31 protein-coding genes are annotated in these 21,631 nt (G+C 67.7%); 30 read left to right on the top strand and 1 reads right to left on the bottom strand.

What is annotated here, in order from left to right:
• Positions 1-84 precede the first annotated feature (84 nt).
• From rpsL to panD, 5 genes are all read left to right on the top strand, one after another.
• Positions 85-456 carry a 30S ribosomal protein S12 gene (gene rpsL, locus CP973_RS03415; protein ID WP_003948652.1) on the top strand — a complete coding sequence of 124 codons (372 nt, stop codon included), beginning with the start codon at positions 85-87 and terminating at the stop codon, positions 454-456.
• A gap of 2 nt (positions 457-458) precedes the next feature.
• Positions 459-929, top strand: coding sequence for a 30S ribosomal protein S7 (rpsG, locus tag CP973_RS03420; RefSeq protein ID WP_004571813.1), 471 nt, complete (start codon positions 459-461; stop codon positions 927-929).
• A gap of 39 nt (positions 930-968) precedes the next feature.
• Entirely contained in the window at positions 969-3,089 is a 2,121-nt protein-coding gene (fusA, locus tag CP973_RS03425; RefSeq protein ID WP_150237431.1) for an elongation factor G, read from the top strand.
• Positions 3,090-3,247: 158 nt separating this feature from the next.
• Positions 3,248-4,441: an elongation factor Tu gene (gene tuf / locus CP973_RS03430; protein WP_030589621.1), complete on the top strand. Its 1,194-nt coding sequence runs from the start codon at positions 3,248-3,250 to the stop codon at positions 4,439-4,441.
• Between the two features lie 212 nt (positions 4,442-4,653).
• The gene (gene panD, locus CP973_RS03435; RefSeq protein WP_150237432.1) at positions 4,654-5,085 is read left to right on the top strand and encodes an aspartate 1-decarboxylase; all 432 of its coding nucleotides are present in this window, start codon (positions 4,654-4,656) and stop codon (positions 5,083-5,085) included.
• A 69-nt stretch (positions 5,086-5,154) separates the two neighbouring features.
• On the opposite strand, the gene CP973_RS03440 is transcribed toward panD, so the two are convergent.
• Positions 5,155-6,990, bottom strand: coding sequence for a nucleotidyltransferase domain-containing protein (locus tag CP973_RS03440; RefSeq protein WP_150237434.1), 1,836 nt, complete (start codon positions 6,988-6,990; stop codon positions 5,155-5,157).
• Between the two features lie 865 nt (positions 6,991-7,855).
• On the opposite strand from CP973_RS03440, the gene CP973_RS03445 reads away from it, so the two are divergent.
• The 25 genes from CP973_RS03445 to CP973_RS03570 all read left to right on the top strand — a co-directional run bounded on the left by CP973_RS03445 (position 7,856) and on the right by CP973_RS03570 (position 21,628).
• Positions 7,856-8,134, top strand: a complete 279-nt coding sequence (locus CP973_RS03445; protein WP_150237436.1) for a hypothetical protein — start codon at positions 7,856-7,858, stop codon at positions 8,132-8,134.
• 147 nt (positions 8,135-8,281) lie between these two features.
• Complete coding sequence (locus CP973_RS03450) at positions 8,282-9,193, top strand: helix-turn-helix transcriptional regulator (RefSeq protein WP_150237437.1); 912 nt, start codon at positions 8,282-8,284, stop codon at positions 9,191-9,193.
• Positions 9,194-9,645: 452 nt separating this feature from the next.
• The gene (gene rpsJ / locus CP973_RS03455; RefSeq protein WP_004571821.1) at positions 9,646-9,954 is read left to right on the top strand and encodes a 30S ribosomal protein S10; all 309 of its coding nucleotides are present in this window, start codon (positions 9,646-9,648) and stop codon (positions 9,952-9,954) included.
• A gap of 17 nt (positions 9,955-9,971) precedes the next feature.
• Positions 9,972-10,616, top strand: coding sequence for a 50S ribosomal protein L3 (rplC, locus tag CP973_RS03460; protein WP_150237439.1), 645 nt, complete (start codon positions 9,972-9,974; stop codon positions 10,614-10,616).
• A gap of 8 nt (positions 10,617-10,624) precedes the next feature.
• Positions 10,625-11,275, top strand: coding sequence for a 50S ribosomal protein L4 (rplD, locus tag CP973_RS03465; protein WP_150237442.1), 651 nt, complete (start codon positions 10,625-10,627; stop codon positions 11,273-11,275).
• A complete protein-coding gene (gene rplW, locus CP973_RS03470) occupies positions 11,275-11,598 on the top strand; it encodes a 50S ribosomal protein L23 (protein WP_030589643.1) in 324 nt (107 codons plus the stop codon). Before rplD ends, rplW begins: the two co-directional genes overlap by 1 nt.
• 39 nt (positions 11,599-11,637) lie before the next feature.
• Positions 11,638-12,474 (top strand): 50S ribosomal protein L2, encoded by an 837-nt coding sequence (gene rplB, locus CP973_RS03475; RefSeq protein ID WP_030677025.1) that lies wholly within the window; start codon positions 11,638-11,640, stop codon positions 12,472-12,474.
• A gap of 12 nt (positions 12,475-12,486) precedes the next feature.
• Entirely contained in the window at positions 12,487-12,768 is a 282-nt protein-coding gene (gene rpsS, locus CP973_RS03480; protein ID WP_150237443.1) for a 30S ribosomal protein S19, read from the top strand.
• Positions 12,769-12,813: 45 nt separating this feature from the next.
• Entirely contained in the window at positions 12,814-13,161 is a 348-nt protein-coding gene (gene rplV / locus CP973_RS03485) for a 50S ribosomal protein L22 (protein WP_009997296.1), read from the top strand.
• Positions 13,161-13,985 carry a 30S ribosomal protein S3 gene (gene rpsC / locus CP973_RS03490; protein WP_150237445.1) on the top strand — a complete coding sequence of 275 codons (825 nt, stop codon included), beginning with the start codon at positions 13,161-13,163 and terminating at the stop codon, positions 13,983-13,985. Before rplV ends, rpsC begins: the two co-directional genes overlap by 1 nt.
• 5 nt (positions 13,986-13,990) lie before the next feature.
• On the top strand, positions 13,991-14,410 hold the full coding sequence (gene rplP / locus CP973_RS03495; RefSeq protein WP_004571829.1) for a 50S ribosomal protein L16: 420 nt from the start codon (positions 13,991-13,993) through the stop codon (positions 14,408-14,410).
• Entirely contained in the window at positions 14,410-14,634 is a 225-nt protein-coding gene (gene rpmC / locus CP973_RS03500; protein ID WP_004571830.1) for a 50S ribosomal protein L29, read from the top strand. The genes rplP and rpmC overlap by 1 nt, the downstream gene beginning before the upstream one ends.
• Entirely contained in the window at positions 14,634-14,915 is a 282-nt protein-coding gene (gene rpsQ / locus CP973_RS03505) for a 30S ribosomal protein S17 (protein ID WP_030589651.1), read from the top strand. Before rpmC ends, rpsQ begins: the two co-directional genes overlap by 1 nt.
• Positions 14,916-15,046: 131 nt before the next feature.
• Positions 15,047-15,415 carry a 50S ribosomal protein L14 gene (rplN, locus tag CP973_RS03510; RefSeq protein ID WP_003974257.1) on the top strand — a complete coding sequence of 123 codons (369 nt, stop codon included), beginning with the start codon at positions 15,047-15,049 and terminating at the stop codon, positions 15,413-15,415.
• Positions 15,416-15,418: 3 nt separating this feature from the next.
• A complete protein-coding gene (gene rplX / locus CP973_RS03515; protein ID WP_004571832.1) occupies positions 15,419-15,742 on the top strand; it encodes a 50S ribosomal protein L24 in 324 nt (107 codons plus the stop codon).
• Positions 15,742-16,302, top strand: a complete 561-nt coding sequence (rplE, locus tag CP973_RS03520; RefSeq protein ID WP_030016984.1) for a 50S ribosomal protein L5 — start codon at positions 15,742-15,744, stop codon at positions 16,300-16,302. Before rplX ends, rplE begins: the two co-directional genes overlap by 1 nt.
• A gap of 2 nt (positions 16,303-16,304) precedes the next feature.
• Positions 16,305-16,490, top strand: a complete 186-nt coding sequence (locus CP973_RS03525) for a type Z 30S ribosomal protein S14 (protein WP_004571834.1) — start codon at positions 16,305-16,307, stop codon at positions 16,488-16,490.
• Positions 16,491-16,757: 267 nt separating this feature from the next.
• The gene (gene rpsH, locus CP973_RS03535) at positions 16,758-17,156 is read left to right on the top strand and encodes a 30S ribosomal protein S8 (protein WP_150237446.1); all 399 of its coding nucleotides are present in this window, start codon (positions 16,758-16,760) and stop codon (positions 17,154-17,156) included.
• 21 nt (positions 17,157-17,177) lie between these two features.
• Positions 17,178-17,717, top strand: coding sequence for a 50S ribosomal protein L6 (gene rplF, locus CP973_RS03540; protein ID WP_004571836.1), 540 nt, complete (start codon positions 17,178-17,180; stop codon positions 17,715-17,717).
• A 3-nt stretch (positions 17,718-17,720) separates the two neighbouring features.
• Positions 17,721-18,104: a 50S ribosomal protein L18 gene (gene rplR / locus CP973_RS03545; RefSeq protein WP_030375637.1), complete on the top strand. Its 384-nt coding sequence runs from the start codon at positions 17,721-17,723 to the stop codon at positions 18,102-18,104.
• Between the two features lie 77 nt (positions 18,105-18,181).
• The gene (gene rpsE / locus CP973_RS03550; protein WP_004571838.1) at positions 18,182-18,787 is read left to right on the top strand and encodes a 30S ribosomal protein S5; all 606 of its coding nucleotides are present in this window, start codon (positions 18,182-18,184) and stop codon (positions 18,785-18,787) included.
• Positions 18,787-18,969: a 50S ribosomal protein L30 gene (gene rpmD, locus CP973_RS03555; RefSeq protein WP_004571839.1), complete on the top strand. Its 183-nt coding sequence runs from the start codon at positions 18,787-18,789 to the stop codon at positions 18,967-18,969. The genes rpsE and rpmD overlap by 1 nt, the downstream gene beginning before the upstream one ends.
• A 1-nt stretch (position 18,970) precedes the next feature.
• Positions 18,971-19,426, top strand: a complete 456-nt coding sequence (gene rplO, locus CP973_RS03560) for a 50S ribosomal protein L15 (protein WP_004571840.1) — start codon at positions 18,971-18,973, stop codon at positions 19,424-19,426.
• 235 nt (positions 19,427-19,661) lie between these two features.
• Positions 19,662-20,975 (top strand): preprotein translocase subunit SecY, encoded by a 1,314-nt coding sequence (gene secY / locus CP973_RS03565; protein ID WP_150237447.1) that lies wholly within the window; start codon positions 19,662-19,664, stop codon positions 20,973-20,975.
• Positions 20,975-21,628, top strand: coding sequence for an adenylate kinase (locus CP973_RS03570; RefSeq protein WP_030589659.1), 654 nt, complete (start codon positions 20,975-20,977; stop codon positions 21,626-21,628). The genes secY and CP973_RS03570 overlap by 1 nt, the downstream gene beginning before the upstream one ends.
• The last annotated feature ends 3 nt before the right edge of the window (positions 21,629-21,631 follow it).

Raw genomic sequence — 21,631 nt, forward strand, 5'->3', positions numbered from 1 at the left:
AGTATTCGACACACCCGACCGCGTGGGTCGGGGGCTGTTCCAGGTTAGCTTTACCGAGACTGGCACACAGAAACCGGAGAAACGGTGCCTACGATCCAGCAGCTGGTCCGCAAGGGCCGGCAGGACAAGGTCGAGAAGAACAAGACGCCCGCACTGGAGGGTTCGCCCCAGCGCCGCGGCGTCTGCACGCGTGTTTTCACGACCACCCCGAAGAAGCCGAACTCGGCCCTGCGTAAGGTCGCGCGTGTGCGTCTGACCAGCGGCATCGAGGTCACCGCTTACATTCCGGGTGAGGGCCACAACCTGCAGGAGCACTCGATCGTGCTCGTGCGCGGCGGCCGTGTGAAGGACCTGCCGGGTGTTCGGTACAAGATCATCCGCGGCTCCCTCGACACGCAGGGCGTCAAGAACCGCAAGCAGGCTCGCAGCCGCTACGGCGCCAAGAAGGAGAAGTAAGAATGCCTCGTAAGGGCCCCGCCCCGAAGCGCCCGGTCATCATCGACCCGGTCTACGGCTCTCCTCTGGTGACCTCCCTCATCAACAAGGTGCTGCTGAACGGCAAGCGCTCCACCGCCGAGCGCATCGTCTACGGCGCCATGGAGGGTCTGCGTGAGAAGACCGGCAACGACCCGGTCATCACGCTGAAGCGCGCGCTGGAGAACATCAAGCCGACCCTTGAGGTCAAGTCCCGCCGTGTCGGTGGCGCGACCTACCAGGTCCCCGTCGAGGTCAAGCCCGGCCGTGCCGCCACGCTCTCGCTGCGCTGGCTCGTGGGCTACTCCCGCGCCCGTCGTGAGAAGACCATGACCGAGCGCCTCATGAACGAGCTGCTGGACGCCTCGAACGGCCTCGGTGCTTCGGTCAAGAAGCGCGAGGACACGCACAAGATGGCCGAGTCCAACAAGGCCTTCGCGCACTACCGCTGGTAGTCGCTACCCACATCGAGACCGAGAGAAGATTGAGCCACTATGGCTACCACTTCGCTTGACCTGGCCAAGGTCCGCAACATTGGGATCATGGCCCACATCGACGCGGGCAAGACGACCACCACCGAGCGGATCCTGTTCTACACCGGTGTCTCCTACAAGATCGGTGAAGTCCACGACGGCGCTGCCACGATGGACTGGATGGAGCAGGAGCAGGAGCGCGGCATCACGATCACGTCTGCCGCGACGACCTGCCACTGGCCGCTGAACAACGTCGACCACACCATCAACATCATCGACACCCCGGGCCACGTCGACTTCACCGTCGAGGTGGAGCGCTCGCTGCGCGTGCTCGACGGTGCCGTGACGGTGTTCGACGGCGTTGCCGGTGTTGAGCCGCAGTCCGAGACCGTCTGGCGCCAGGCGGACCGCTACGGCGTGCCGCGTATCTGCTTCGTCAACAAGCTCGACCGCACCGGTGCGGAGTTCCACCGCTGCGTCGACATGATCGTGGACCGCCTGGGCGCGACCCCGATCGTGATGCAGCTGCCGATCGGCACCGAGGCGGACTTCAAGGGCGTCATCGACCTCGTCTCCATGAAGGCGCTGGTCTGGTCGGCCGAGGCCGCCAAGGGCGAGATGTACGACACGATCGACATCCCGGCCACGCACGCCGAGGCCGCCGACGAGTGGCGCGGCAAGCTCCTTGAGGCCGTCGCCGAGAACGACGAAGAGATGATGGAGCTGTACCTGGAGGGCCAGGAGCCCACCGAGGAGCAGCTGCACGCGGCGATCCGCCGCATCACCATCAACTCCGGCAAGGGCGGCGACACCACCGTCACCCCGGTCTTCTGCGGCACCGCGTTCAAGAACAAGGGCGTGCAGCCCCTGCTCGACGCCGTCGTGCGCTACCTGCCGTCGCCGCTGGACGTCGAGGCCATCGAGGGCCACGCCGTCAACGACGCGGACGAGGTCATCAAGCGCCGTCCCTCCGAGGACGAGCCGCTGGCCGCGCTGGCCTTCAAGATCGCGAGCGACCCCCACCTGGGCAAGCTCACCTTCATCCGGGTGTACTCGGGCCGCCTTGAGGCCGGCTCGCAGGTCACCAACTCGGTGAAGGGCAAGAAGGAGCGCATCGGCAAGATCTACCGGATGCACGCGAACAAGCGTGAGGAGATCGAGTCGGTGGGTGCCGGTGACATCGTCGCCGTCATGGGTCTGAAGCAGACCACCACCGGTGAGACCCTCTGCGACCCGTCGAACCAGGTCATCCTGGAGTCGATGGAGTTCCCGGCCCCGGTCATCCAGGTCGCCATCGAGCCCAAGTCCAAGGGCGACCAGGAGAAGCTGGGTGTCGCCATCCAGCGCCTCGCCGAGGAGGACCCGTCCTTCCAGGTCCACACGGACGAGGAGACCGGCCAGACCATCATCGCGGGTATGGGCGAGCTGCACCTCGACGTGCTGGTCGACCGTATGAAGCGTGAGTTCAAGGTCGAGGCCAACGTCGGCAAGCCGCAGGTCGCCTACCGTGAGACGCTGCGCAAGGCGGTCGAGCGCTACGACTACACCCACAAGAAGCAGACCGGTGGTTCCGGTCAGTTCGCGAAGGTGCAGATCGCGCTGGAGCCGCTTGAGGGCGACGGGTACGAGTTCGAGAACAAGGTCACCGGTGGCCGCATCCCGCGGGAGTACATCCCGTCCGTGGACGCGGGCTGCCAGGAGGCCATGGAGTTCGGCGTGCTCGCCGGCTACCCGCTGACCGGCGTCAAGGTCGTGCTCCTCGACGGTGCGTTCCACGAGGTCGACTCCTCGGAGATGGCCTTCAAGATCGCCGGTTCGATGGCCTTCAAGGAGGCCGCCCGCAAGGCCAGCCCGGCCCTGCTGGAGCCGATGATGAAGGTCGAGGTGACGACGCCCGAGGACTACATGGGTGACGTCATCGGCGACATCAACTCGCGCCGTGGTCAGATCCAGTCCATGGAGGACCGCGCCGGCGCCAAGCTCGTCACGGGCCTGGTTCCGCTCTCGGAGATGTTCGGCTACGTCGGAGACCTCCGCAGCAAGACCTCGGGTCGCGCAAGCTACTCGATGCAGTTCGACTCCTACGCCGAGGTTCCGCGGAACGTCGCCGAGGAGATCATCGCGAAGGCCAAGGGCGAGTAGTCCCGGCTCCCCCGAGTCGGAACACGCTTTAGGCTTGACACCGTCTGCCGGGGCCCGTCCCCGCCACCCGCGGGGTGGGCCCGGCAGCCGGCACCCCAGCAAAGATCACCTGGCGCCGATGAGTAAGGCGTACAGAACCACTCCACAGGAGGACCCCAGTGGCGAAGGCGAAGTTCGAGCGGACTAAGCCGCACGTCAACATCGGCACCATCGGTCACATCGACCACGGTAAGACGACCCTCACGGCCGCCATTACCAAGGTGCTGCACGACGCGTACCCGGACCTGAACGAGGCCTCGGCCTTCGACCAGATCGACAAGGCTCCCGAGGAGCGCCAGCGCGGTATCACCATCTCGATCGCGCACGTCGAGTACCAGACGGAGAACCGTCACTACGCCCACGTCGACTGCCCGGGTCACGCGGACTACATCAAGAACATGATCACCGGTGCCGCCCAGATGGACGGCGCGATCCTCGTGGTCGCCGCGACCGACGGTCCGATGCCGCAGACCAAGGAGCACGTGCTCCTGGCCCGCCAGGTCGGCGTTCCGTACATCGTCGTCGCCCTGAACAAGGCCGACATGGTGGACGACGAGGAGATCCTGGAGCTCGTCGAGCTCGAGGTCCGTGAGCTCCTCTCGGAGTACGAGTTCCCGGGCGACGACGTTCCGGTCGTCAAGGTCTCGGCGCTCAAGGCGCTGGAGGGCGACAAGGAGTGGGGCCAGTCGGTCCTGAACCTGATGAACGCCGTCGATGAGGCCATCCCCTCGCCGGAGCGCGACACCGACAAGCCGTTCCTGATGCCGATCGAGGACGTCTTCACGATCACCGGCCGTGGCACCGTTGTCACCGGTCGTATCGAGCGTGGTGTCCTCAAGGTCAACGAGACCGTCGACATCATCGGCATCAAGACCGAGAAGACCACCACCACGGTCACCGGCATCGAGATGTTCCGCAAGCTGCTCGACGAGGGCCAGGCCGGTGAGAACGTCGGTCTGCTGCTCCGTGGCATCAAGCGCGAGGACGTCGAGCGCGGCCAGGTCATCATCAAGCCGGGCTCGGTCACCCCGCACACGGAGTTCGAGGCGCAGGCGTACATCCTGTCGAAGGACGAGGGTGGCCGCCACACCCCGTTCTTCAACAACTACCGCCCGCAGTTCTACTTCCGTACCACGGACGTGACCGGCGTCGTGACCCTCCCCGAGGGCACCGAGATGGTCATGCCGGGCGACAACACCTCCATGTCCGTCCAGCTGATCCAGCCGGTCGCCATGGAGGAGGGCCTGAAGTTCGCCATCCGTGAGGGTGGCCGGACCGTCGGCGCCGGCCAGGTCACCAAGATCGTCAAGTAATTCCTGACGGTCGGGGAGACCCGGCAGCTCTTCCGAGCGCTCAGGGAAGCCCCGCTCACCTTCGGGTGAGCGGGGCTTCTCGCTGTTTCCGGGCGCCTGTCGCCGCCCGCCGACGGCCTGGGAGGCCTTCTGCTTCCGTCGCGGGCTGCCTAGCATGTGCGGGTCGGCGCGTACCTCACCGGAGGACGCGACCCTGCTTCCAGGAGTGACGCATGCTGCGCACCATGTTCAAGTCCAAGATCCACCGGGCCACCGTCACCCAGGCGGACCTGCACTACGTCGGCTCGGTGACGGTCGACGCCGACCTGCTGGACGCCGCCGATCTGCTCCCCGGCGAGCTGGTCCACATCGTCGACATCACCAACGGCGCCCGCCTGGAGACGTACATCATCGAGGGCGAGCGCGGCTCCGGCGTGCTGGGCATCAACGGCGCCGCCGCCCACCTCGTACACCCCGGCGACCTGGTGATCCTCATCAGCTACGCGCAGGTGGACGACGCCGAGGCCCGTACGCTGCGGCCGCGCGTGGTGCACGTCGACGCGGACAACCGCATCGTCGGTGTGGGCGCGGACGCCTCGGAGCCGGTGCCGGGCGGGGACGTGCGGCGGAGCCCCGGGGCGGTGGCTGCGCGGCCGGTGGGGTGACCGGCGCGGTCGCCTACTCGCGTGAGGGCGGCTCGACCGGTTCGGGGGGCGCTTTTCGGCCGTACGCGGTCAGCGGTGTCCGGGAGCACCGGTGCCCGGGAACCCGGTCTCCGGTGCGGCGCCCGCCGGTCCGGCGGCGCACGTCGCCAGCCAGCCGCGCAGCACGTCCCCGGCCGTCCGTTCGACCCCGGCCCGGTCGTGCCGTACGTCGTCGGGCCCGTCACCACCGCCGTCGCCCTGCCGCCGGCGGAAGGCCTCGATGGCCTGGTCGTCGGCCGGGTACTCGGCACCGCACTCCACCCGGAGCATGATCTTCGCCAGGAGGGCGGTGGCCTTGTGGAGCGCGTACGGGTCCGGGTCCTCCAGCAGGAGCTGCCTGCGGATGGCGACGGCGGCCCGCACGCCGTCGCGCAGGCTGCCCTCCGCGTACGTCACGGCGTCCGGTACGGGCAGGGCGAGGCCGGGGGCGCACCACAGGGGCGCGAGCGCGCCCGCCCCGCTCAGGGTGAGGACGTGCAGCAGCCGCGGCGGCAGGGCGCCCGCGCGGAACTCGTCCTCGGTCAGGACCGTCATCGTCAGCCGCGCCCCGGCCAGTCCGGGTGCCAGGTCCGCGCACACCCGACGGAGCCCGGAGAGCCGCTCCTGCGGCGTCAGCACGAGGACGTCCAGGTCGCTCCGGCCGTGCTCGTACGTTCCCCGGGCCGCGCTGCCGGTCACCGCGATCAGGTCCACGACGGGAAACGGCCGGGTGAGCCGCTCGCGCAGCGCGCGCAGGTGGACGCCGAGGCACGGCGGCAACCCCAGGCTGTGGACGGAGACGGGCTTCGGCGGCCGGAACGTCCAGGCCGAGTCGAAGGCCAGGCGGTCGAGATCGCGCTGAAGCGCCAGCCGGGCCCAGGGAGCGGTGGCGGCCCGCCCGGCGGGCGGCCCGTTCCGGACCCGCAGCCGGTCGCCGAAGATCTTGCGCAGCTCCGCGAGCGCGCCGGGGGCACGTACGGGCTCGATACTCACCCGATCGAGGAAGGGATGCGCGGCGCAGTACCGGTCGAGGCCGTCGGTGAGGCATTCGGCCCAGGTCACGTCATCGGCTGCCGTCCCACCGGCGAGGTGCGCGGCATCCAGGCGGGCATAGCCGCGCCGGGTGCGCAGGTATTCACCCGCGGCCTCGCGCTCCGGGTCGCTGTCGCCGCCCAGCGCCACCACCCGTACGCGGGAGAGCGCACACTCCGGGACCGCCGGGTACCGCCGGTGGAGGTGCTGCCGGAGTTCGTGCTGGATGTCGATGACCGGCCGGTCGCCGACGACGACGGCCGTGTCGAACCGCCCTTCGTCGACGAGGCGGTGAATCTGTTCGTGGAGGCGGCGCTGGTAGTTCTCCAGAAGCCCGCTCGGGGCCGGTGACCGGGCCAGACCGCGTGCCAGGCCCTGCGCGGGGTCCTCGTCGTGCAGCAGGACGACGCCGTACTCGCTCTCCTCGGCGGCGCACAGAGCGGCGCGGTACGGGGCGAGCGCGGCCCGGGCGACATCGGCCGCGCGCGCCGTCGTGCGCGCCTCGCGCACCGCGGCCACCGCCGCCAGCGTCGCTTCCAGCATGGGCAGGCCCTGCCGTACGCAGCGCAGGCCACCCGCGTTGGGCTGCCGCGCGCGGGTCAGGAAGGAGGCGGCGAGCACATCCGCCAGCTCCTGGTAGGAGACGTCCCGGAGCCACCAGCCGGTGCGGTCCGTACCGAGGAGGGCCGGCCACTGGGGGGCGTGCTCCTCCGCGGGGTGGCAGACGTCGAGCCGCGGCGTACGGCGGGCCAGCAGCCGCAACTGGGTGCTCTTCCCCACGTGGGCCGGGCCGCTGACCGCGATCACACGGGGCGGCGCCGACGGGCCGTTTTCGGGTGGCGGGTTCAGGGGCATGGCACTTCCTCCGGTGGTGGAAAGTCCTGGCGGGGGATTTCGGCGTGGTTGTGTGCATAGGCGGGTGGGTGATTCCTCGGTACGGGACGTAGGTGCGGGATATACCGATGAGCCGCCGGCCGGTCTTACGGGACCGGCAGGGCACGCGTGGGGTAGGGCGGCAGGTTCCGGTCGTACCGCCGTGCGGAAATCGGCGCGGCGGGGAGCACGAAGAATTCCGCCGCGGGAGGCGGGTTCATGTTTACGGCGCCGGGTCCGGGCCGTCGCCGGGGGCCGTGTGGGCCGTACGTGCCGGAGCCGGCCCGGAGGCCCCGGTCCCAGGAGAGGTCGTGAAGGCCCCTCCTATTCGGGCCCCTCGGCACGGGAAACAGGATTCCCTTGGCGGGGGCCTTCAGTCACCGGCTCCCCAGCTTCATTCGGACGGCTTCCATTTCTTGTGAGCTATAGGATTTTGCGGCAAATCGAATGCCGCGTGCTTTCCGTCGCGGCGGCGGTATTTTCACGCTCGGCGGTCGCGGGTGCCGGGGAGCGCACGGTGGTGAATCGGAGTGCGGGGGAGCGGGGCGTGCGTCCGCGGAAGATCGGGTCGCGGGGTGTGGCGTGCGCCCATTGCCGAATGCCGTCCGTCATTTGGAGTAACGTACTGATGTCGGAGCGTGACGGCCCGGGGAGGGGCGGCGCGCGCCGAGGGGGACCAGGCGTCGCCACAAGAAGTCCCGTCGGCACCAGAGGAGTCAGCCTCTCGTGGTATTTGCTCACCCCGTCGCCCCTGCCGCGCGCAGCGCCGGCCCCACCGCCGTCCCGAAGGCGCCCGCGCGTCGCGGGGTCCGGGAGTCGGCCGTATCCGCCGACGGGCGGTGAGCGGATGGTCGGCAGCGAGATCAGGCCCTCCGATCACCCCAAGAAGGACGTACGGCGCGTCCTGGAGAAGTGGGCCGCCCGGGGCTGGGTGCTGCGCAAGGACGGGCACTGGGGGCGCCTGTACTGCCCGTGCGAGAGCCGCTGCACGGTCATTCCCGTGGCGGGCACACCGCGCAGTCCGAGCGCGCACGCCCGTGTGATCGACCGGATGGCGGCCCGGTGCCCGCTGCCCGGCGAGGCGCCGAACCGCAGTCTGACGGGCATGCCGCGCGACGAGGCGTGACCGCTGCGTCAACTGAGGTGGGCCGTCGGTGTGCGTGCGTTTTGCGGCAGTTGCCCGAGCGGGATGTGATGGGTTTTGTCATGCTTTGTCTGTTGACGAACGACAACACACTCTGGGACCCTGCCGGAGGACTAGGGGGCCGCCGCCATGGATTACGACTTCACCTTCGTCGTCACGGGCGCGACCGTCGACGACCAGGACGCCGTCGACGCGCTGCGCGAGACCTGTGACGCCCTCCTGGCGCGGGCCGGCGGCGTCGACCTGGTCAGCGTCGCCCGGTCCGGTGACTGCGCGGTGCAGGCCGCGCTCGAAGCCGCGTCCGCGATACGGGCCGCCGTGCCGCGCCTGCGGGTGTGCCGCCTGGACCGCGACCTGGTCGGCATACACGAGATCGCCGAGCGCACGGGGCGCTCGCGGCAGAACGTCGCCCAGTGGGCCGCCGGGGCGCGCAAGGCCCGGGGCGCGCCCTTCCCGGCCCCGGAGGGGACCGTCGGCCGGTCCCAGGCGTGGCTGTGGTCCGAGGTCAACCGCTGGCTCGCCGCGTACGGCCTGGACGACGGCGCCGCGTACCCCACGCGCGAGGAGATGGCGCAGATCGACGTGGCGCTGGCCGGCCGGATCTCGCTGACCTTCCGGTTCGCCACCACCCCGGGCTTCAAGGACGGGCGCCAGCGCGTCATCGACGAGCTGAGCAGCCGCCACATAAGCCGCTTCCTGACGCTGCTGGCGGGGCTCGACGGGACGACGGACGAGCACGGCGACCACGTCCTGGTCGTGGCCGACGGGCAGGAGCCCGCGCGCGGCGTGATGGAATGCGTGGCGCGCTTCCCGCACGACGCGGTGCTGGTCACCGAGACGGACCGGTTCACCGTCACCGTGCTGTCCAGCCGCGGCCCGGCCCGCTCCGGCCGCGTGGTGCCCGTACCGGCCGCGGCCACGGTCGCGGAGTGGCTCCGCCTGGTCCGCGACCACCCGCGCGCCGCCTTCACCATGGAGACCGGGGACCGCCGTACGGAGGAACCCGCCCGCATCCAGTGGCAGATGGCGATCGCGGCGTGACGTCACGCGTGCACCCGCTCCGGCCTGCGGCGACGCGGCCCGCACCGGCCGGATCCGGCGTGTCGTGGGCGGGGTCGTGTCATGGCGGGGCACGGGGCGGTGTACGATCTCGGGCTTGATTGGCGGCGTTCGCCGCTCGTATGGCACACTGTCCAGGTTGCTCGGTTGAGTGCCGATGCTGCGCGCCTCCCGCCGGGAGGACTGGAAGCGAGTCCTAGGTATTCGTCGCCTCTTATCAGGGGCGGAAGTACGGGAATCTTCCGGGAAGCGTCAGCGGGGTGCCTCAGCCAGGCGCCCGGTGGGTGTTCATCCCCCACGTTCTCCTTCTCGAAGGATCGCCCCTGCGGAGATCTACGGGGAAGAGCGCGACACGCCCGACCGCGTGGGTCGGTGGATGAACGGCAACGTACCGGGTCCCAGAGCGTTACGAGAGACAGGACTACGAAGTAGCCATGGCGGGACAGAAGATCCGCATCCGGCTCAAGGCCTACGACCACGAGGTCATCGACACGTCGGCGAAGAAGATCGTCGAGACGGTGACCCGTACTGGTGCGTCGGTCGCGGGCCCGGTGCCGCTCCCCACCGAAAAGAACGTGTACTGCGTCATCAAGTCGCCGCACAAGTACAAGGACTCGCGCGAGCACTTCGAGATGCGCACGCACAAGCGCCTGATCGACATCCTCGACCCGACGCCGAAGACCGTTGACTCCCTGATGCGACTCGACCTCCCGGCCGGTGTCGACATCGAGATCAAGCTCTGAGGGTCGGTGATCTGAGAATGGCTAAGCAGATCAAGGGCATCCTGGGCGAGAAGCTCGGCATGACCCAGGTCTGGGACGAGAACAACCGTGTCGTCCCGGTGACCGTGGTGAAGGCCGGCCCCTGCGTCGTGACCCAGGTGCGCACCAACGACACGGACGGCTACGACTCCGTCCAGATCGCCTTCGGCGAGATCGACCCGCGCAAGGTGAACAAGCCCCTCAAGGGCCACTTCGCGAAGGCCGACGTCACCCCCCGCCGCCACCTCGTCGAGGTCCGTACCGCTGACGCCAGCGAGTACACCCTCGGCCAGGAGCTGACCGCCGAGACCTTCGAGTCGGGCGTCAAGGTGGACGTGACCGGCAAGAGCAAGGGCAAGGGCTTCGCCGGTGTCATGAAGCGTCACGGCTTCCACGGCGGCAAGGCTTCGCACGGTGCCCACCGCGTGCACCGCAAGCCGGGCTCCATCGGTGGCTGCGCCACCCCGGGCCGCGTGTTCAAGGGCATGCGGATGGCCGGCCGTATGGGCAACGAGCGGGTCACCACCCAGAACCTGACCGTCCATGCCGTTGACGCGGAGAAGGGTCTGCTGCTCATCAAGGGCGCAGTTCCTGGTCCGAACGGCGGCCTCGTCCTGGTCCGTACCGCGGCCAAGGGGGCCTGAGGTAACCGATGAGCACCATTGACATCCTTTCGCCGGCAGGCGACAAGGCCGGGACCGTCGAGCTCCCCGCGGAGATCTTCGACGCGAAGGTCAGCATCCCGCTGATCCACCAGGTCGTCGTCGCGCAGCTGGCCGCGGCCCGTCAGGGCACGCACAAGACCAAGACCCGTGGCGAGGTCCGCGGCGGCGGCAAGAAGCCGTACCGCCAGAAGGGCACCGGCCGCGCGCGTCAGGGTTCGACCCGCGCTCCGCAGTTCGCCGGCGGTGGCGTCGTCCACGGCCCCGTGCCGCGTGACTACAGCCAGCGGACCCCGAAGAAGATGAAGGCCGCCGCCCTGCGCGGTGCCCTCACCGACCGGGCCCGCAACAGCCGCATCCACGTCGTCTCCGGCGTGGTCGAGGGCGAGATCTCCACCAAGGCCGCCAAGGCTCTCCTCGGCAGGATCAGCGAGCGCAAGCACGTGCTGCTGGTCGCCGAGCGCGCCGACGAGGCCGCGTGGCTGTCCGCCCGCAACCTGCCCCAGGTCCACATCCTGGAGCCGGGCCAGCTGAACACGTACGACGTGCTCGTCTCCGACGACGTGGTCTTCACCAAGGCCGCCTTCGAGTCCTTCGTGTCTGGCCCCAAGGCCGTTGAGACCGAAGGGAGCGCCGCCTGATGGCTGAGGCGACCGTTACCAGCAAGTCCTTCACGGACCCGCGCGACATTCTCGTCAAGCCGGTCGTGTCCGAGAAGAGCTACGCGCTGCTGGACGAGAACAAGTACACGTTCGTCGTCGACCCGCGTGCGAACAAGACCCAGATCAAGCAGGCCGTCGAGGCGGTCTTCTCGGTCAAGGTCACCGGGGTCAACACGATCAACCGGCAGGGCAAGCGCAAGCGCACCCGCACCGGTTTCGGCAAGCGCGCCAACACCAAGCGCGCCATCGTGACCCTCGCCGAGGGCGACCGTATCGACATCTTCGGCGGCCCGGTCTCCTAACGGAGTCCGAGTCGTCCGGAATCGGACGAGGACTGAGAAATGGGTATCCGCAAGTACAAGCCGACGACCCCGGGCCGTCGTGGCTCCAGCGTCGCCGACTTTGTCGAGATCACGCGGTCCACGCCGGAGAAGTCGCTGGTCCGCCCGCTGCACAGCAAGGGCGGCCGTAACAACGCCGGTCGTGTGACCGTTCGCCACCAGGGCGGTGGCCACAAGCGCGCCTACCGCGTGATCGACTTCCGTCGTCACGACAAGGACGGCGTGCCGGCCAAGGTCGCGCACATCGAGTACGACCCGAACCGCACCGCTCGCATCGCGCTGCTGCACTACGCGGACGGCGAGAAGCGCTACATCATCGCCCCCCGTGGCCTGGTGCAGGGCGCCCGCATCGAGAACGGCCCCGGGGCCGACATCAAGCCGGGCAACAACCTGCCGCTGCGCCACATCCCGGTCGGTACGACGATCCACGCCATCGAGCTGCGGCCCGGCGGCGGCGCGAAGTTCGCCCGCTCCGCGGGTGCCTCCGTGCAGCTGCTGGCGAAGGAGGGCTCCATGGCCCACCTTCGTATGCCGTCCGGTGAGATCCGCCTGGTCGACGTGCGCTGCCGCGCCACCGTCGGCGAGGTCGGCAACGCCGAGCAGTCGAACATCAACTGGGGCAAGGCCGGCCGTATGCGCTGGAAGGGCGTCCGCCCGACCGTGCGTGGTGTCGTGATGAACCCGGTCGACCACCCGCACGGTGGTGGTGAGGGCAAGACCTCCGGTGGTCGCCACCCGGTCTCGCCCTGGGGCCAGAAGGAGGGTCGTACGCGTTCGCCGAAGAAGGCTTCGAACAAGTACATCGTCCGCCGCCGCAAGACGAACAAGAAGCGCTAGGAGCGGGTTTAGATGCCGCGTAGTCTCAAGAAGGGGCCCTTCGTCGACGACCACCTCGCCAAGAAGGTGGATGCTCAGAACGAAGCCGGCACCAAGAACGTCATCAAGACCTGGTCCCGCCGCTCGATGATCGTCCCGGCCATGCTGGGCCACACGATCGCGGTGCACGACGGCCGCAAGCACGTCCCGGTGTTCGTCACCGAGTCGATGGTCGGCCACAAGCTCGGCGAGTTTGCGCCGACCCGCACCTTCCGCGGCCACGAGAAGGACGACCGCAAGTCGCGTCGTCGCTGATCGACCGGAGTGCGAAGACCAATGACTGACACCGAAGGGACAACCATGGAAGCCAGGGCCCAGGCGCGGTACATCCGCGTCACGCCCATGAAGGCCCGCCGCGTGGTGGACCTTATCCGTGGCATGGATGCCACGGAGGCTCAGGCGGTCCTGCGTTTCGCCCCGCAGGCCGCGAGCGTGCCCGTCGGCAAGGTGCTGGACAGCGCCATTGCCAACGCCGCGCACAACTACGACCACACGGACGCCTCCACGCTGGTCATCAGCGAGGCGTACGTCGACGAGGGTCCGACCCTGAAGCGGTTCCGTCCGCGTGCCCAGGGCCGTGCCTACCGGATCCGCAAGCGGACCAGCCACATCACCGTGGTCGTCAGCAGCAAGGAAGGAACCCGGTAATGGGCCAGAAGGTAAACCCGCACGGGTTCCGGCTCGGCATCACCACCGACTTCAAGTCGCGTTGGTACGCCGACAAGCTGTACAAGGACTACGTCAAGGAAGACGTCGCCATTCGTCGCATGATGACGAAGGGCATGGAGCGCGCCGGCATCTCGAAGGTGGAGATCGAGCGCACCCGTGAGCGCGTCCGCGTTGACATCCACACCGCTCGTCCGGGCATCGTCATCGGCCGCCGTGGCGCCGAGGCCGACCGCATCCGCGGCGAACTGGAGAAGCTGACCGGCAAGCAGGTCCAGCTGAACATCCTTGAGGTCAAGAACCCCGAGACCGATGCTCAGCTCGTGGCCCAGGCCGTCGCCGAGCAGCTGTCCTCCCGCGTCTCCTTCCGTCGCGCCATGCGCAAGAGCATGCAGTCGACGATGAAGGCCGGCGCCAAGGGCATCAAGATCCAGTGTGGTGGCCGTCTCGGCGGCGCCGAGATGTCGCGCTCGGAGTTCTACCGCGAGGGCCGCGTGCCCCTGCACACGCTCCGCGCCAACGTCGACTACGGCTTCTTCGAGGCCAAGACCACCTTCGGCCGCATCGGTGTGAAGGTCTGGATCTACAAGGGCGACGTCAAGAACATCGCCGAGGTCCGCGCCGAGAACGCCGCCGCCCGTGCGGGCAACCGCCCGGCCCGCGGTGGCAACGACCGTCCGCGCCGCGGTGGCGAGCGTGGCGGCCGTGGCGGCCGCAAGCCGCAGCAGAACGCCGCTGCCGAGGTCCCCAAGGCCGAGGCCGCTGCCGCTGCTCCGGCTGCTGAGAGCACCGGAACGGAGGGCTGACCGACATGCTGATCCCTCGCAGGGTCAAGCACCGCAAGCAGCACCACCCGAAGCGCAACGGTATGGCCAAGGGTGGCACCGAGCTTGCCTTCGGTGAGTACGGCATTCAGGCCGTGACCCCCGCCTACGTGACGAACCGGCAGATCGAGTCCGCTCGTATCGCCATGACCCGTCACATCAAGCGTGGCGGCAAGGTCTGGATCAACATTTACCCGGACCGCCCGCTGACGAAGAAGCCGGCCGAGACCCGCATGGGTTCCGGTAAGGGTTCTCCGGAGTGGTGGGTCGCGAACGTCAAGCCCGGTCGGGTGATGTTCGAGCTGTCCTTCCCGAACGAAAAGGTTGCGAAGGAGGCGCTGACCCGCGCCGCCCACAAGCTTCCGATGAAGTGCCGCATCGTGCGGCGCGAGGCAGGTGAGTCGTGATGGCGGCCGGTACCAAGGCGACCGAGCTGCGCGAGCTGAACAACGAGGACCTCGTTGGGAAGCTTCGTGAGGCCAAGGAGGAGCTGTTCAACCTCCGCTTCCAGGCGGCGACCGGACAGCTTGAGAACCACGGCCGGCTGAAGGCCGTCCGCAAGGACATCGCCCGGATCTACACCCTGATGCGCGAGCGCGAGCTCGGCATCGAGACGGTGGAGAGCGCCTGATGAGCGAGAAGAATGTGACTGAGACGAACGAGCGCGGTTTCCGCAAGACCCGCGAGGGTCTGGTCGTCAGCGACAAGATGGACAAGACCGTCGTCGTCGCCGTCGAGGACCGTGTCAAGCACGCGCTGTACGGCAAGGTCATCCGCCGTACGAACAAGCTCAAGGCGCACGACGAGCAGAACGCTGCCGGTGTCGGCGACCGCGTCCTCCTGATGGAGACGCGTCCGCTTTCGGCGAGCAAGCGCTGGCGCATCGTCGAGATCCTCGAGAAGGCCAAGTAAGGAACTTCCCGTTCGGGAATTCCGCTAGATACCGCCTGGGGGGTTTCCCCCAGGTCAGTTCCGCCAGGCTCGGCGGTGGGCCTCTGCAGTGAGGCCCCCGCCGGGAACCGGCAGACGATCAGGAGATAGACGTGATCCAGCAGGAGTCGCGGCTTCGGGTCGCCGACAACACGGGTGCGAAGGAAATTCTCACCATCCGTGTTCTCGGTGGTTCGGGCCGCCGCTACGCGGGCATCGGTGACGTCATCGTCGCCACCGTCAAGGATGCGATCCCCGGTGGCAACGTGAAGAAGGGTGACGTCGTCAAGGCGGTCATCGTTCGCACCGTCAAGGAGCGCCGCCGTCCGGACGGCTCGTACATCCGCTTCGACGAGAACGCGGCCGTCATCCTCAAGAACGATGGCGACCCCCGCGGCACCCGCATCTTCGGCCCCGTGGGCCGGGAGCTGCGCGAGAAGAAGTTCATGAAGATCATCTCGCTCGCGCCGGAGGTGCTGTAACCGATGAAGATCAAGAAGGGCGACCTGGTCCAGATCATCACCGGCAAGGACAAGGGCAAGCAGGGCAAGGTCATCGCGGCCTTCCCCCGCGAGGACCGTGTCCTGGTCGAGGGTGTCAACCGGGTCAAGAAGCACACCAAGGCCGGTCAGACCGCTCGTGGCTCCAAGACCGGCGGCATCGTGACGACCGAGGCCCCGATCCACGTGAGCAACGTGCAGCTCGTCGTGGAGAAGGACGGCAAGAAGGTCGTCACCCGCGTCGGGTACCGCTTCGACGACGAAGGCAACAAGATCCGCGTTGCCAAGCGGACCGGTGAGGACATCTGATGACTGCCACCACCAACGCGCCGCGCCTCAAGCAGCGCTACCGCGAAGAGATCGCCGGGAAGCTGAAGGACGAGTTCTCCTACGAGAACGTCATGCAGATCCCCGGTCTGACCAAGATCGTGGTCAACATGGGTGTGGGCGACGCCGCCCGCGACTCCAAGCTGATCGAGGGTGCCATCAAGGACCTCACCACGATCACCGGCCAGAAGCCGGCCGTCACCAAGGCCCGTAAGTCCATCGCGCAGTTCAAGCTGCGCGAGGGCCAGCCGATCGGTGCCCACGTCACCCTCCGCGGTGACCGCATGTGGGAGTTCCTGGACCGCCTGCTGTCGCTCGCGCTCCCGCGCATCCGCGACTTCCGTGGTCTGTCCCCGAAGCAGTTCGACGGTCGGGGCAACTACACCTTCGGTCTCACGGAGCAGGTCATGTTCCACGAGATCGACCAGGACAAGATCGACCGGCAGCGGGGCATGGACATCACCGTGGTCACCACGGCGTCCAACGACGATGAGGGCCGCGCCCTGCTTCGTCACCTCGGCTTCCCGTTCAAGGAGAACTGACCGTGGCGAAGAAGGCTCTGATCGCTAAGGCGGCCCGCAAGCCGAAGTTCGCTGTGCGCGCGTACACGCGTTGCCAGCGCTGCGGCCGGCCGCACTCCGTGTACCGCAAGTTCGGCCTGTGCCGCGTGTGCCTCCGTGAGATGGCTCACCGTGGCGAGCTGCCGGGCGTGACCAAGAGCTCCTGGTAAACACCCCTTCCCGTCTGTCCGACCAGCGCCCGCACGGGCGGCCTGGCGGACGGCAGGAGTCACGTGGGTGGTTCCGGAGTCTCTCGGTAAGCATCTGTTCGGCGGGGCCCCGCCCTTTGATCCCGTAGGGTAGAAGGGTTGGGCGCCCCGCCGCCCAGGAACGACTTACTACGCCGAAGGTCCCCGCGCCGCACCCGTCCCGACCCTGATCGGGGAGAGGGATGGCGCATACAGGAAACCCCGGCGAGAGAGGCCGAAGGCCAATTCATGACCATGACTGACCCCATCGCAGACATGCTCACGCGTCTGCGGAACGCGAACTCGGCGTACCACGACACCGTCGTGATGCCGCACAGCAAGATCAAGTCGCACATCGCGGAGATCCTCCAGCAGGAGGGTTACATCACCGGCTGGAAGGTCGAGGACGCCGAGGTCGGCAAGAACCTCATCCTCGAGCTGAAGTTCGGTCCCAACCGCGAGCGCTCGATCGCCGGCATCAAGCGCATCTCGAAGCCGGGCCTGCGGGTCTACGCAAAGTCCACCAACCTGCCGAAGGTGCTCGGCGGCCTGGGCGTGGCGATCATCTCCACGTCGCACGGTCTCCTCACCGGCCAGCAGGCGCAGAAGAAGGGCGTGGGTGGGGAAGTCCTCGCCTACGTCTGGTAACCGGGAACGGAGGAATAGCCAATGTCGCGTATTGGCAAGCTGCCCATCCAGGTTCCCGCTGGTGTGGACGTCACCATCGACGGCCGCACGGTTTCGGTGAAGGGTCCCAAGGGCTCCCTGCAGCACACCGTCGCCGCGCCCATCGAGGTCGCCAAGGGTGAGGACGGCGTCATCAACGTCACCCGCCCGAACGACGAGCGTCAGAACAAGGCCCTGCACGGCCTGTCCCGCACGCTGGTGGCGAACATGATCACCGGCGTGACCCAGGGATTCACGAAGGCGCTCGAGATCAGCGGTGTCGGTTACCGCGTCCAGGCGAAGGGCTCCAACCTGGAGTTCTCGCTCGGTTACAGCCACCCGATCCTGGTCGAGGCGCCCGAGGGCATCTCGTTCAAGGTCGAGTCCCCGACCAAGCTGAGCGTCGAGGGCATCGACAAGCAGAAGGTCGGCGAGGTCGCCGCGAACATCCGCAAGCTGCGCAAGCCCGACCCGTACAAGGCCAAGGGCGTCAAGTACGCCGGCGAGGTCATCCGCCGCAAGGTCGGAAAGGCTGGTAAGTAAGCCATGGCATACGGTGTGAAGGTCGCGAAGGGTGACGCCTACAAGCGCGCCGCCGCCAAGCGTCGCCACATCCGCATCCGCAAGCGGATTTCGGGTACGCCGGAGCGTCCGCGTCTGGTCGTGACGCGGTCCAACCGCGGCATCACCGCCCAGGTCATCGACGACATCAAGGGTCACACCCTGGCGTCGGCGTCGACCCTGGACGCGTCGATCCGCGGTGGCGAGGGCAACAAGACGGACCTGGCCAAGCAGGTGGGTTCCCTGGTCGCCGAGCGCGCCAAGGCCGCCGGCGTCGAGGCCGTCGTGTTCGACCGTGGTGGTAAGCAGTACGCCGGGCGGATTGCCGCTCTGGCCGATGCAGCCCGCGAAGCCGGACTGAAGTTCTAAGTCCCGGTTCCGTAGCTACTGGGCCCCTCCAGCGCCGGTGACGGCGTCGGAGGGAGTAACAGAGAGAGGTAATTCCAATGGCTGGACCCCAGCGCCGCGGCAGCGGTGCCGGTGGCGGCGAGCGGCGGGACCGTAAGGACCGGCGGGACGGCGGCGCAGCTGCCGAGAAGACCGCTTACGTCGAGCGGGTTGTCGCAATCAACCGCGTCGCCAAGGTTGTGAAGGGTGGTCGTCGCTTCAGCTTCACCGCGCTGGTCGTGGTGGGCGATGGTGACGGCACCGTGGGTGTCGGTTACGGCAAGGCCAAGGAGGTGCCGGCCGCCATCGCCAAGGGTGTTGAGGAGGCCAAGAAGCACTTCTTCAAGGTCCCCCGTATCGCCGGCACCATCCCGCACCCGATCCAGGGCGAAGAGGCTGCGGGCGTCGTCCTGCTCAAGCCGGCTTCCCCCGGTACCGGTGTGATCGCCGGTGGCCCGGTGCGCGCCGTCCTGGAGTGCGCGGGCATCCACGACGTGCTGAGCAAGTCGCTCGGTTCGTCGAACCCGATCAACATCGTGCACGCCACGGTGGCCGCTCTGCGGGGCCTGCAGCGCCCCGAGGAGATCGCTGCCCGTCGTGGCCTGCCGCTGGAGGACGTTGCTCCCGCCGCTCTGCTGCGGGCGCGTGCCGGGGTGAACGCGTAATGGCTTCGCTCAAGATCACGCAGACCAAGTCCATCATCGGCAGCAAGCAGAACCACCGCGACACCCTGCGTTCGCTCGGCCTCAAGCGGGTCAACGACGTGGTTGTCAAGGAGGACCGCCCCGAGTACCGCGGCATGGTGCACACCGTCCGCCACCTCGTGACGGTCGAGGAGGTCGACTGACATGGCGGAGAACAACCCGCTGAAGGTCCACAACCTCCGTCCTGCCCCGGGCGCCAAGACCGCCAAGACCCGTGTGGGTCGTGGTGAGGCGTCCAAGGGTAAGACCGCTGGTCGTGGTACCAAGGGCACGAAGGCCCGTTACCAGGTTCCGGAGCGCTTCGAGGGCGGCCAGATGCCGCTGCACATGCGCCTCCCGAAGCTGAAGGGCTTCAAGAACCCCGCCCACAAGCAGTTCCAGGTCGTGAACCTGGACAAGCTGGCCGCGCTCTACCCGCAGGGTGGCGAGGTCACGGTGGCCGACCTGGTCGCCAAGGGCGCGGTGCGCAAGAACGAGCTCGTCAAGGTCCTGGGCCAGGGCGAGATCTCCGTGGCGCTGACGGTGACGGTGGACTCCGTTTCCGGCTCCGCCAAGGAGAAGATCACCGCTGCCGGTGGCAGCGTCACCGAGCTCATCTGAGCTCAGTGAATCAACTGACCGGGGATGCCCACGTATTGGGGCATCCCCGGTCGGTCGTTCCAAGGGGGGCCTGGTCGCCGGTAAGGTGGCGTGCACTGTTGCTGTATTTTCCGGGGGTTCTTCCCCCGGGCCCCCACCGCGTGGGCTAATGTCTGCGCGGTTTTGGCCGCTTTGTATCCGTCGATCCTTTAGACCGTCACCTCTCGCTCCAGAGGCGGGAGGCGCAGGAGGCACCGTGCTCACCGCGTTCGCCCGAGCGTTCAAGACGCCCGACCTGCGCAAGAAGCTGCTGTTCACATTGGGCATCGTGCTCGTCTACCGGCTCGGAGCGCACGTTCCGGTGCCGGGGGTGAACTACTCCAATGTCGACACCTGCATGAAGCAGGCCGGCGCCAATGGCGGTCTCTTCGGCCTGGTGAACATGTTCAGCGGTGGTGCGCTGCTCCAGATCACGATCTTCGCGCTGGGGATCATGCCGTACATCACGGCAAGCATCATCCTCCAGCTGCTGACCGTGGTCATCCCCCGTCTGGAGGCCCTGAAGAAAGAGGGCCAGTCCGGACAGGCGAAGATCACTCAGTACACCCGGTACCTGACCGTCGCGCTGGCGGTCCTCCAGGGCACCGGCCTGGTCGCCACCGCCAAGAGCGGCGCGCTGTTCCAGGGCTGCCAGCTCGCCAACCAGATCGTGCCGAGCGACTCGATCTTCACCACGATCACCATGGTCATCACGATGACCGCCGGTACGGCCATGGTCATGTGGCTCGGTGAGCTGGTCACCGACCGGGGCATCGGCAACGGCATGTCGATCCTGATGTTCGTCGGCATCGCGGCCGGCTTCCCCGGCTCGCTGTGGCAGATCAAGCTGTCCGGCAAGCTGGCCGACGGCTGGATCGAGTTCTTCGCCGTCATCGTGGTGGGCCTGGCGATGGTCGCCCTGGTGGTCTTCGTCGAGCAGGCCCAGCGGCGGATCCCCGTGCAGTACGCCAAGCGGATGATCGGCCGCCGCTCGTACGGCGGCACGTCGACCTACATCCCGCTCAAGGTGAACCAGGCGGGTGTCATCCCCGTCATCTTCGCCTCGTCGCTGCTCTACATCCCGGCCCTGGTGGCCCAGTTCAGCGGGTCCAAGGCGGGCTGGGCGGTCTGGATCGAGACCAACTTCACCAAGGGCAACCACCCGGTCTACATCGTCACGTACTTCCTGCTGATCGTCTTCTTCGCGTTCTTCTACGTCGCCATCTCCTTCAACCCCGAAGAAGTTGCCGACAACATGAAGAAGTATGGTGGCTTCATCCCGGGCATCCGGGCTGGTCGCCCCACGGCCGAGTACCTCAGCTACGTGCTCAACCGGATCACGTGGCCGGGCTCGCTGTACCTGGGTCTGATCGCGCTGGTGCCAACAGTGGCGTTGGTGCTGTTCAAGGCCAACCAGAACTTCCCGTTCGGCGGGACGAGCATCCTGATCATCGTGGGTGTGGGTCTGGAGACCGTGAAGCAGATCGAGAGCCAGCTCCAGCAGCGCAATTACGAAGGGTTCCTCCGCTGATGCGAATCGTCCTCGTCGGGCCTCCTGGGGCAGGCAAGGGTACGCAGGCCGCGTACCTCGCCAAGAACCTCTCGATCCCGCACATCTCCACGGGCGACCTGTTCCGCGCCAACATCAGCCAGGGCACGGACCTCGGCAAAGAGGCGAAGTCCTACATGGACGCGGGCAACCTGGTGCCCGACTCGGTGACGATCGCGATGGCCGAGGACCGGATGGACCAGCCGGACGCCGAGGCCGGCTTCCTGCTGGACGGCTTCCCGCGCAACATCGGCCAGGCCGAGGCGCTGGACGCTTACCTCAAGGGCAAGGGCGTGAAGCTGGACGCCGTCCTGGACCTGGAGGTCCCGGAGGACGAGGTGGTCAAGCGGATCGCCGGCCGCCGGATCTGCCGCAACGACAGCAGCCATGTCTTCCACGTGGACTACCACAAGCCGAAGACCGAGGGCGTCTGCGACATCTGCGGCGGCGACCTCTACCAGCGCGAGGACGACCGCGAGGAGACCGTCCGCAAGCGGCTGGAGGTCTACCACACGGAGACCGAGCCGATCATCGACCACTACAAGGCGCAGGACCTGGTCGTCACGATCCCGGCCCTCGGCAAGGTGGACGAGGTCACCCAGCGCGCGATGGCCGCGCTGGGCAAGGGCGAGTAGTTC

The sequence above is a fragment of the Streptomyces albofaciens JCM 4342 genome (assembly GCF_008634025.1).
In the GTDB taxonomy this organism is placed as follows: domain Bacteria; phylum Actinomycetota; class Actinomycetes; order Streptomycetales; family Streptomycetaceae; genus Streptomyces; species Streptomyces albofaciens.

What these genes read in the sequence shown, in the direction of transcription:
- rpsG (WP_004571813.1), top strand. Translation starts at nt 459, where the DNA reads ATGCCTCGTAAGGGCCCCGCCCCGAAGCGCCCGGTCATCATCGACCCG.
- fusA (WP_150237431.1), top strand. Translation starts at nt 969, where the DNA reads ATGGCTACCACTTCGCTTGACCTGGCCAAGGTCCGCAACATTGGGATC.
- panD (WP_150237432.1), top strand. Translation starts at nt 4,654, where the DNA reads ATGCTGCGCACCATGTTCAAGTCCAAGATCCACCGGGCCACCGTCACC.
- CP973_RS03440 (WP_150237434.1), bottom strand. Translation starts at nt 6,990, where the DNA reads ATGCCCCTGAACCCGCCACCCGAAAACGGCCCGTCGGCGCCGCCCCGT.
- CP973_RS03445 (WP_150237436.1), top strand. Translation starts at nt 7,856, where the DNA reads ATGGTCGGCAGCGAGATCAGGCCCTCCGATCACCCCAAGAAGGACGTA.
- CP973_RS03450 (WP_150237437.1), top strand. Translation starts at nt 8,282, where the DNA reads ATGGATTACGACTTCACCTTCGTCGTCACGGGCGCGACCGTCGACGAC.
- rpsJ (WP_004571821.1), top strand. Translation starts at nt 9,646, where the DNA reads ATGGCGGGACAGAAGATCCGCATCCGGCTCAAGGCCTACGACCACGAG.
- rplC (WP_150237439.1), top strand. Translation starts at nt 9,972, where the DNA reads ATGGCTAAGCAGATCAAGGGCATCCTGGGCGAGAAGCTCGGCATGACC.
- rplD (WP_150237442.1), top strand. Translation starts at nt 10,625, where the DNA reads ATGAGCACCATTGACATCCTTTCGCCGGCAGGCGACAAGGCCGGGACC.
- rplW (WP_030589643.1), top strand. Translation starts at nt 11,275, where the DNA reads ATGGCTGAGGCGACCGTTACCAGCAAGTCCTTCACGGACCCGCGCGAC.
- rplB (WP_030677025.1), top strand. Translation starts at nt 11,638, where the DNA reads ATGGGTATCCGCAAGTACAAGCCGACGACCCCGGGCCGTCGTGGCTCC.
- rpsS (WP_150237443.1), top strand. Translation starts at nt 12,487, where the DNA reads ATGCCGCGTAGTCTCAAGAAGGGGCCCTTCGTCGACGACCACCTCGCC.
- rplV (WP_009997296.1), top strand. Translation starts at nt 12,814, where the DNA reads ATGGAAGCCAGGGCCCAGGCGCGGTACATCCGCGTCACGCCCATGAAG.
- rpsC (WP_150237445.1), top strand. Translation starts at nt 13,161, where the DNA reads ATGGGCCAGAAGGTAAACCCGCACGGGTTCCGGCTCGGCATCACCACC.
- rplP (WP_004571829.1), top strand. Translation starts at nt 13,991, where the DNA reads ATGCTGATCCCTCGCAGGGTCAAGCACCGCAAGCAGCACCACCCGAAG.
- rpmC (WP_004571830.1), top strand. Translation starts at nt 14,410, where the DNA reads ATGGCGGCCGGTACCAAGGCGACCGAGCTGCGCGAGCTGAACAACGAG.
- rpsQ (WP_030589651.1), top strand. Translation starts at nt 14,634, where the DNA reads ATGAGCGAGAAGAATGTGACTGAGACGAACGAGCGCGGTTTCCGCAAG.
- rplX (WP_004571832.1), top strand. Translation starts at nt 15,419, where the DNA reads ATGAAGATCAAGAAGGGCGACCTGGTCCAGATCATCACCGGCAAGGAC.
- rplE (WP_030016984.1), top strand. Translation starts at nt 15,742, where the DNA reads ATGACTGCCACCACCAACGCGCCGCGCCTCAAGCAGCGCTACCGCGAA.
- rpsH (WP_150237446.1), top strand. Translation starts at nt 16,758, where the DNA reads ATGACCATGACTGACCCCATCGCAGACATGCTCACGCGTCTGCGGAAC.
- rplF (WP_004571836.1), top strand. Translation starts at nt 17,178, where the DNA reads ATGTCGCGTATTGGCAAGCTGCCCATCCAGGTTCCCGCTGGTGTGGAC.
- rplR (WP_030375637.1), top strand. Translation starts at nt 17,721, where the DNA reads ATGGCATACGGTGTGAAGGTCGCGAAGGGTGACGCCTACAAGCGCGCC.
- rpsE (WP_004571838.1), top strand. Translation starts at nt 18,182, where the DNA reads ATGGCTGGACCCCAGCGCCGCGGCAGCGGTGCCGGTGGCGGCGAGCGG.
- rpmD (WP_004571839.1), top strand. Translation starts at nt 18,787, where the DNA reads ATGGCTTCGCTCAAGATCACGCAGACCAAGTCCATCATCGGCAGCAAG.
- rplO (WP_004571840.1), top strand. Translation starts at nt 18,971, where the DNA reads ATGGCGGAGAACAACCCGCTGAAGGTCCACAACCTCCGTCCTGCCCCG.
- CP973_RS03570 (WP_030589659.1), top strand. Translation starts at nt 20,975, where the DNA reads ATGCGAATCGTCCTCGTCGGGCCTCCTGGGGCAGGCAAGGGTACGCAG.